5 protein-coding genes are annotated in these 7,290 nt (G+C 72.9%); all 5 read left to right on the top strand.

Features of this window, described 5'->3' with window-relative positions:
• The first annotated feature begins 138 nt into the window (after positions 1–138).
• Complete coding sequence (locus tag EF918_RS11455) at positions 139–684, top strand: 2Fe-2S iron-sulfur cluster-binding protein (protein ID WP_260610079.1); 546 nt, start codon at positions 139–141, stop codon at positions 682–684.
• Positions 681–1,778, top strand: coding sequence for a xanthine dehydrogenase family protein subunit M (locus EF918_RS11450; RefSeq protein ID WP_125644431.1), 1,098 nt, complete (start codon positions 681–683; stop codon positions 1,776–1,778). The genes EF918_RS11455 and EF918_RS11450 overlap by 4 nt, the downstream gene beginning before the upstream one ends.
• Positions 1,775–3,922 carry a xanthine dehydrogenase family protein molybdopterin-binding subunit gene (locus tag EF918_RS11445; protein ID WP_125644429.1) on the top strand — a complete coding sequence of 716 codons (2,148 nt, stop codon included), beginning with the start codon at positions 1,775–1,777 and terminating at the stop codon, positions 3,920–3,922. Before EF918_RS11450 ends, EF918_RS11445 begins: the two co-directional genes overlap by 4 nt.
• Positions 3,923–4,212: 290 nt before the next feature.
• Positions 4,213–5,481 (top strand): serine hydrolase, encoded by a 1,269-nt coding sequence (locus tag EF918_RS11440; RefSeq protein WP_125644427.1) that lies wholly within the window; start codon positions 4,213–4,215, stop codon positions 5,479–5,481.
• A gap of 360 nt (positions 5,482–5,841) precedes the next feature.
• Positions 5,842–7,263, top strand: coding sequence for a DUF11 domain-containing protein (locus EF918_RS11435; protein ID WP_125644425.1), 1,422 nt, complete (start codon positions 5,842–5,844; stop codon positions 7,261–7,263).
• Positions 7,264–7,290: the final 27 nt, after the last annotated feature.

Genomic DNA, 7,290 nt, shown 5'->3' with positions numbered 1-7,290 from the left:
GGACAGGCTGGGCAGGGGGTGGACGTCCCTCCCCCAGCGGACGACAGGGAGCTCGTCGTGGCCCACGTATCCGACCCGCCGCCCCGGCCGGCGCACGGCACGCCGGAGGGCGGGTCCGCCGGCGGGACCCGCTCGCGCGTGAGCGTGCGCGTCAACGGGACCCGTCGCGACCTCGACCTCGACCACCGCGTCACGCTCCTCGACGCCCTGCGCGAGCACCTGGACCTGACCGGCGCCAAGAAGGGGTGCGACCACGGGCAGTGCGGGGCGTGCACCGTCCTCGTGGACGGCCGGCGCGCCAACAGCTGTCTGCTGTTCGCCGTCGCCCTCGACGGGTGCGCGGTCACGACCGTGGAGGGCCTCGCGGGGCCCGACGGCGCCCTGCACCCGCTCCAGCGCGCCTTCATCGAGCAGGACGCCTTCCAGTGCGGCTACTGCACCCCCGGCCAGCTCTGTTCCGCCGTCGGCGCCCTGCGCGAAGCCGCCGCCGGCGCCCCGTCGCGCGTCACCGCCGCCGGTGCCCGGGCAGGGGCCGCCGCGCTGACCGCGCAGGAGATCCAGGAGCGGCTCAGCGGCAACCTGTGCCGCTGCGGCGCCTACCCGGCGATCGTCCGGGCCGTCGCCGAGGCCGCCGCCGACGCCGCGGCCACCAGGACCGGTGCGGATGCGGACGTGATCGTGTGAAGCCCTTCACCTACGTACGCGCCACCGGCCTCCGCGAGGCCGCCGACGCCCACGCCGCGCACCCCGGTTCCCGCTACCTGGCCGGCGGCACCAATCTGGTGGACCTGATGAAACTGGGCGTCGAGACCCCCACCGCCCTGATCGACATCTCCCGGCTCCCCCTGGACGAGATCACCGACCTCCCCGACGGGGGCCTGCGCGTCGGTGCCACCGTCCGCAACAGCGACCTGGCCGCCGACCCCCGGGTGCGCTCCCGCTTCCCGCTGCTCGGGCAGGCCCTGCTCGCCGGCGCCTCCGGGCAGCTGCGCAACGTCGCCACCACCGGCGGCAACCTGCTCCAGCGCACCCGCTGCGCCTACTTCCAGGACCTCTCCAAGCCGTGCAACAAGCGCGAACCGGGCAGCGGGTGCGGGGCCCGGGACGGAGTCCACCGCGACCACGCGGTCCTCGGCCACTCCGCGTACTGCATCGCCACCCACCCCTCCGACATGGCCGTGGCCCTCGCCGCGCTGGACGCCGACGTCGAGCTGTACGGGGGACCCGACGCCACCCGTACGGTCGCGGCCGCCGAGTTCCACCGGCTGCCGGGCGACCGCCCCGAGCAGGACACCGTCGTCCGCCCGGGAGAGATCGTCACGGCGGTGCTGCTGCCGGCCCCGGCGCCCGGCGCCGTCTCCTCCTACCGCAAGGCCCGCGAACGCGCGTCGTACGCCTTCGCCCTCGTCTCGGTCGCCGTCGTACTGGACCTCGACCCCGGCTCGGGCCTCGTGCGCCGGATCGCCCTCGCCTTCGGCGGCCTCGCCCACCGGCCCTGGCGGGCCACCACGGCCGAGGCGCGGCTGACCGGCGCCGAGCCGCGTCCCGATGCCGTGCGCGCGGCGGTCGACGCCGAGCTCGCCCGGGCGGAGCCGCTGCGCGACAACGCGTACAAGATCCCCCTCGCCCGCAACCTCGCCTGCGACACCATCGCCACGCTGGCCGGTACGCATCACGGTTCCGCGCATCCCGGTTCCACGCACCCCGGTTCCACGCATCACGGTTCCGCGCATCCCGGTTCCACAGACCCCAGGACAGGACCACAGGACCCACGATGAGTTCCGCCTCCGCCACCCTCGACACCGCCGCCGAGGCCCTGCTCGGCGCCCCCGTCCCACGGCGCGAAGGCCGGGAGAAGGTGACCGGCACCGCGCTGTACGCCGCCGAACGGCACCTGCCGCGGCGGGCCTACGCCTGGCCGGTGCCCGCGACGATCGCCCGCGGCCGGATCACCGCCGTCGACACCGCCGCCGCCCTGGCGCTGCCCGGCGTGCTGGGCGTCCTCACGCCGTACGACGCACCGCGCCTGGGCCCCTCCGACGACCCCACCCTCCAGCTGCTCCAGGACCTGCGGGTACCGCACCGCGGCTGGTACGTGGCGCTGGCCGTCGCCGACACCCTGGAGGGGGCCCGCGCCGCCGCCGACGCGGTGCGCATCACCTACGAGGCGGAGCCGCACGACGTCGTACTGCGCGAGGACCACCCCGGCCTGTACACCCCGGAGGAGGCCAACGGCGGCTACCCCGCGCACCGCGAACAGGGGGACCCGGACGCGGCGTTCGCCGCCGCGCCCGTACGGATCGACGTCCGCTACGCGGTGCCGCCGCTGCACAACCACGCGATGGAGCCGCACGCCGCCACCGCGGACTGGGACGCCGGGCGCGGCCACCTCACCGTCCACGACTCCTGCCAGGGCACCACGGTGGTGCGCGCCGTCCTCGCCGGGCTGTTCGGGCTGCCCGAGGAGCGGGTCACGGTGCTGGCCGAGCACGTGGGCGGCGGCTTCGGCTCGAAGGGCACGCCGCGTCCCCACGTCGTCCTCGCCGTCATGGCCAGCCGGCACTGCGGGCGCCCCGTCACCGTGGCCCTGCCCCGGCAGCACATGGCCGCCACCGTCGGCCACCGCGCTCCCACCCTGCACCGCGTCCGGCTCGGCGCCCTCGCCGACGGCACGCTCACCTCCCTCGGCCACGAGGTCACGACGTACACCTCGCGGGTGCGCGAGTTCGTCGAGCAGGCCGCCGTACCCGCGCGGGTGATGTACGCGGTCCGGGACAGCCGCACCACGCACCGCGTCGCGGCGCTCGACGTGCCCACCCCGTCCTGGATGCGCGCCCCCGGCGAGACGCCCGGCATGTACGCGCTGGAGTCGGCCATGGACGAGCTGGCCGACGCCCTCGGCATGGACCCCGTCGAGCTGCGCGTACGCAACGACGCGGCCACCGAGCCCGACAGCGGCCGCCCCTTCAGCAGCCGCCACCTCGTGGAGTGTCTGCGCGAGGGCGCCGACCGCTTCGGCTGGGCCGGCAGCCGGCAGCCCCGGCGGGAGGGGCCGCTGCTCATCGGCAGCGGCGTGGCAGCGGCCACCTACCCCGTGTACATCGCTCCGGCCGGCGCCCGGGCCCACGCCCGACCGGACGGGAGCTACCTCGTCGAGGTCAACGCCACCGACATCGGCACCGGCGCCCGTACGGTCCTCTCCCAGATCGCCGCCGACGCGCTGGGGGTCCCGCTCGACGCCGTCTCGCTGTCGCTCGGCGACAGCGCGCTACCGGCCGCCCCCGTGGCCGGCGGCTCCACCGGGACGGCGTCCTGGGGCTGGGCGGTGCACGACGCGTGCACCGCCCTGACCGACCTGCTGGCCCGCCACCACGGGCCACTGCCCGACGCGGGGCTCTCCGCGTCCGCGGACACCACCCAGTCGGCGAAGCAGAGGTCCCCGTACGCGCGCCACGCGTTCGGGGCGCACTTCGCCGAGGTGCAGGCCGACACGGTCACCGGCGAGGTACGGGTGCGCCGGATGCTGGGGGTCTTCGCCGCCGGCCGTGTCCTCAACCCGCGCACGGCCCGCTCGCAGTTCATCGGGGGCATGGTGATGGGGCTGGGCATGGCCCTGACCGAACACAGCGGCCTGGATCCGGCCTTCGGTGACTTCGCGGAACGCGACCTGGCCGCCTACCACGTACCGGTCAACGCCGACGTCCCCGTCGCCATCGAGGCCCACTGGATCGACGAGCACGACAAGCACCTCAACCCGATGGGGAGCAAGGGCATCGGTGAGATCGGCATCGTCGGCGCCGCGGCGGCCATCGGCAACGCCGTGAGCCGGGCGACCGGCCGGCGCCTGCGCGAGCTGCCCCTGACCCCTGACCGGGTCCTGGCCGCCCTCGGCGACGGGGGTGGCTCCGCGGGGGGCGCGTAGGCCGGCCTCACCGACCGGTGCTGCTCCTTGCTCCTGTACGCCGCTGGCTCCACGCCCTTCGGTGGGCCACCTGCGCCTGCAACGCGAGGTGCACGGTGACGGGGTGGACCCAAGGCGCCCGAAGGAACTCGTCGGTCATCACCGTCGCGTCCCGGTCGACGGCGGCGCAACGGGCCGCGCACAGCATCCTTGAGCGGGCCTCGGCGAGGGGCACCCGTTCCGCCGTGCGGGTGGACACCGCCCCGCCTAACCTGGGAGGACGCGGTGTCCCGGCCGCGCAGGAGGTCGACGTGAGCCACAACGACAGACGACGGCGCCTGTGCCGGAAGGCCTGCGTGGGGATCGCCGTGACAGGCCTCCTCACCCTGCCGGTCCCCGGCGTCGCTGCCGACACCCCGCAGCCGACCGCCACGGCGCGGCCTTCGCCCTCGGACGGCTTCCCCGTCCTCGACGACGCGATGGACGTCAAGCTGGACAGAGCCATCCGGGACGTGCTGAAGGAGACCGGTGTCCCGGGTGCCATCGTCGGAATATCCGCACCCGGTAAGGGCGAGTACACGCGGGCCTTCGGAGTCGCCGACACGGCCACGAAGCAGCCGATGAGACCGCAGTTCTACTCGCGCATCGGCAGCGAGACCAAGACGTTCACGGTGACGGCCGTCCTCCAGCTCGCCCAGCAGGGAAAGGTGCACCTCGACGACCCCATCGGGAAGTACGTCGAGGGCGTCCCCGGCGGCGACACGGTGACCCTCCGAGAACTCGCCGGCATGCGGAGCGGCCTGCTCAGCTACACCGTGACGGAGCCCTTCTTCAAGGCGCTCACCAGCAACCCGGAGCGCCAGTTCACGCCCCAGCAACTGCTCGACTACGCCTTCGACGCACCGAAGCCGGTGATCTTCCCGCCGAACAAGCAGTTCAACTACTCCAACACCAACCTGATCCTGCTCGGGCTGGTGGTCGAGAAGGCGTCCGGGCAGCGGCTCTCCGCATTCATCCGCGACCACATCCTGCGCCCTGCCAGGATGGACCGCACCAGCTTCCCGGACGATGCTTCCTTCCCCACCCCGCACGCCCAGGGCTACACCCGGCAGACGGAGTCCGGGAAGATCGAGAACGCCACCGACTGGAACCCCTCCTGGGGCTGGGCCGCCGGCGCGATGATCTCCGACCTGCGGGACCTGCGGATGTGGGCCAAGACCGTGGCCACAGGTACATTCCCCGACGGCACGCAAATGATCAGCCCCCGGATGCAGCAGCAGAGGCTCGCGTCCCCGCCCGACACCATGCCCGGCGCGGGCTACTACGGCCTGGGCATCTTCAACGTGCAGGGCTGGATCGGCCACAACGGTTCGCTGCCGGGATACCAGTCCCTGACCCTGTACCTGCCCGAGCAGCGGGCGACCCTGGTCGTGCTGCTCAACAGCGACATCCCGTACGGCCCCCGGCAAGAGGCACCGAGCACGGCCTTCGGGAACGCGATCACCAAGGTCATCACCCCCGATCACGTCTACAACCTGCCGGCAGCAGCGCAGGCGGCGACGCCCCCACCGACACCCTGAAGTCGTCCCCGGAGTCGGAGTCGTAGGTACGCCCCCGGGGGTGGGGGCCCGACTCAGCCGGAACGTGAGCTCGCGGCCCGGGCCCGCAGGACGGTCAGGCATGCGGGGGCGGCCATGGCCGAGGTCATTGTGGCGGTGCCAGGCGGGACAGCGGGGGACCGGGTAGCCGTTCGTCGGTGGCATCCGATGCGCTCGTTCAGCCGATGCATGCCTGAGCAATGGAGTGAAAGTCTTCTCCGCCCCGTCATCTGCGCAGCGGGGTCGCGTTGTCCGTCGAGGCAACATGCCTGATCCCGGCCCCTCCCGATGGGCCCGGTATCCCCATCACTGGGGCACTGTGCAGAACAGGAATGAGTCCTCATGAGACTTCCCACGTTGAGGCGGTGGACGGCGCGCTTGTCGCTGGGCGTGCTCGTCGGCATCGGTCTGCCGTTCGCCGCCGGGGCCGCGGCCGGGCACGCGGCGCAGCCGCCGCAGACTCCCGTACTGACCATCGAGAAGACCCATACAGGGGACTTCGTGCGGGGGCAGCAGGAGGAATACCAGATCACCGTCACGAACACGGGCGATGCAGCCACCAACAACACGCCCATCACCGTCACGGACAATGTGCCTGCCGGCCTTGAGCTCGTAGGCATGGCCGGCGCTCCCGGCAGCGGCTGGACGTGCAGTGGCAATTCGTGTACGACCCTGGTCGTGTACGGGCCGGGTGAAACGCTCCCCGCCATCACCGTGGTCGTCAACGTTCCCTCGAACGCCCCGGACAGCGTGACCAACGAGGCAACCGTCTCCGGAGGAGGCTCCGCCGCGGACACGGATCAGGACCCGACCGTGATCACAGGGGAAGTGGCCACGCCCGTTCTGAGCATCAGCAAGTCCCACTCGGGCACCTTCACCCAGGGCGGGACGGGGACGTACACGATCACCGTGTCCAACGCCTCCGGCGCGGGACCGACCACGGGTACCGTCACCGTGACCGACACCTTCCCCGCCGGCGTCACACCGACGTCCGCGTCCCCCGGCGCCGGCTGGTCCTGCGGCATCTCCGCGCAGACCGTCACCTGCACGAGCAACGCCGCCCTGCCGGGAGGAGCCAGCTCCCCCCCGATCACCGTCACGGTCGAGGTGACCACCGCCGCACCCTGCACCTTCACCAACACGGCCACCGTCTCCGGCGGCGGCAGCGCCTCATCGTCCGCGAACGATCCGACGACCGTCACCGGCGGCACCTGCAACGCCGCCGCGGCCGTTCTGGGCATCAGCAAGTCCCATGCGGGCACCTTCACCCAGGGCGGGACGGGGACGTACACGATCACCGTGTCCAACGCCTCCGGTGCGGGACCGACCACGGGTACGGTCACCGTGACCGACACCTTCCCCGCCGGCGTCACGCCGACGTCCGCGTCCGGCACCGGCTGGTCCTGCGGGATCTCGGGGCAGACCGTGACCTGCACGCGCACCGACGCGCTGGCGGCGGGCGCCGGCTACCCCCCGATCACCGTCACGGTCGAGGTGACCACCACCGCACCCTGCACCTTCACCAACACGGCCACCGTCTCCGGCGGCGGCAGCAACTCGGCCAGCGCGAGCGATCCGACGACCGTCACCGGCGGCACCTGCAACGGCGGGAACGGCGGCGGGGGGAACGGCGGCGGGGGATCGATCCTGCCCGTCAACCTCAACGGCGTCTTCACCATGTTCAACAACATCGCCATCAACAACAACATCAAGAGCCCCGGGGCCAGCAACACCACGAACCAAAGCTTCACGACGACCGACTGACAACGACCCTTCCGAACCGGGCCACTG

Source organism: Streptomyces sp. WAC06614 (genome assembly GCF_003949795.1).
In the GTDB taxonomy this organism is placed as follows: domain Bacteria; phylum Actinomycetota; class Actinomycetes; order Streptomycetales; family Streptomycetaceae; genus Streptomyces.
Note: the sequence above shows the minus strand (reverse complement) of the source record. Positions and strands in the feature narration are given on the sequence as shown.

What these genes read in the sequence shown, in the direction of transcription:
- EF918_RS11445 (WP_125644429.1), top strand. Translation starts at nt 1,775, where the DNA reads ATGAGTTCCGCCTCCGCCACCCTCGACACCGCCGCCGAGGCCCTGCTC.
- EF918_RS11435 (WP_125644425.1), top strand. Translation starts at nt 5,842, where the DNA reads ATGAGACTTCCCACGTTGAGGCGGTGGACGGCGCGCTTGTCGCTGGGC.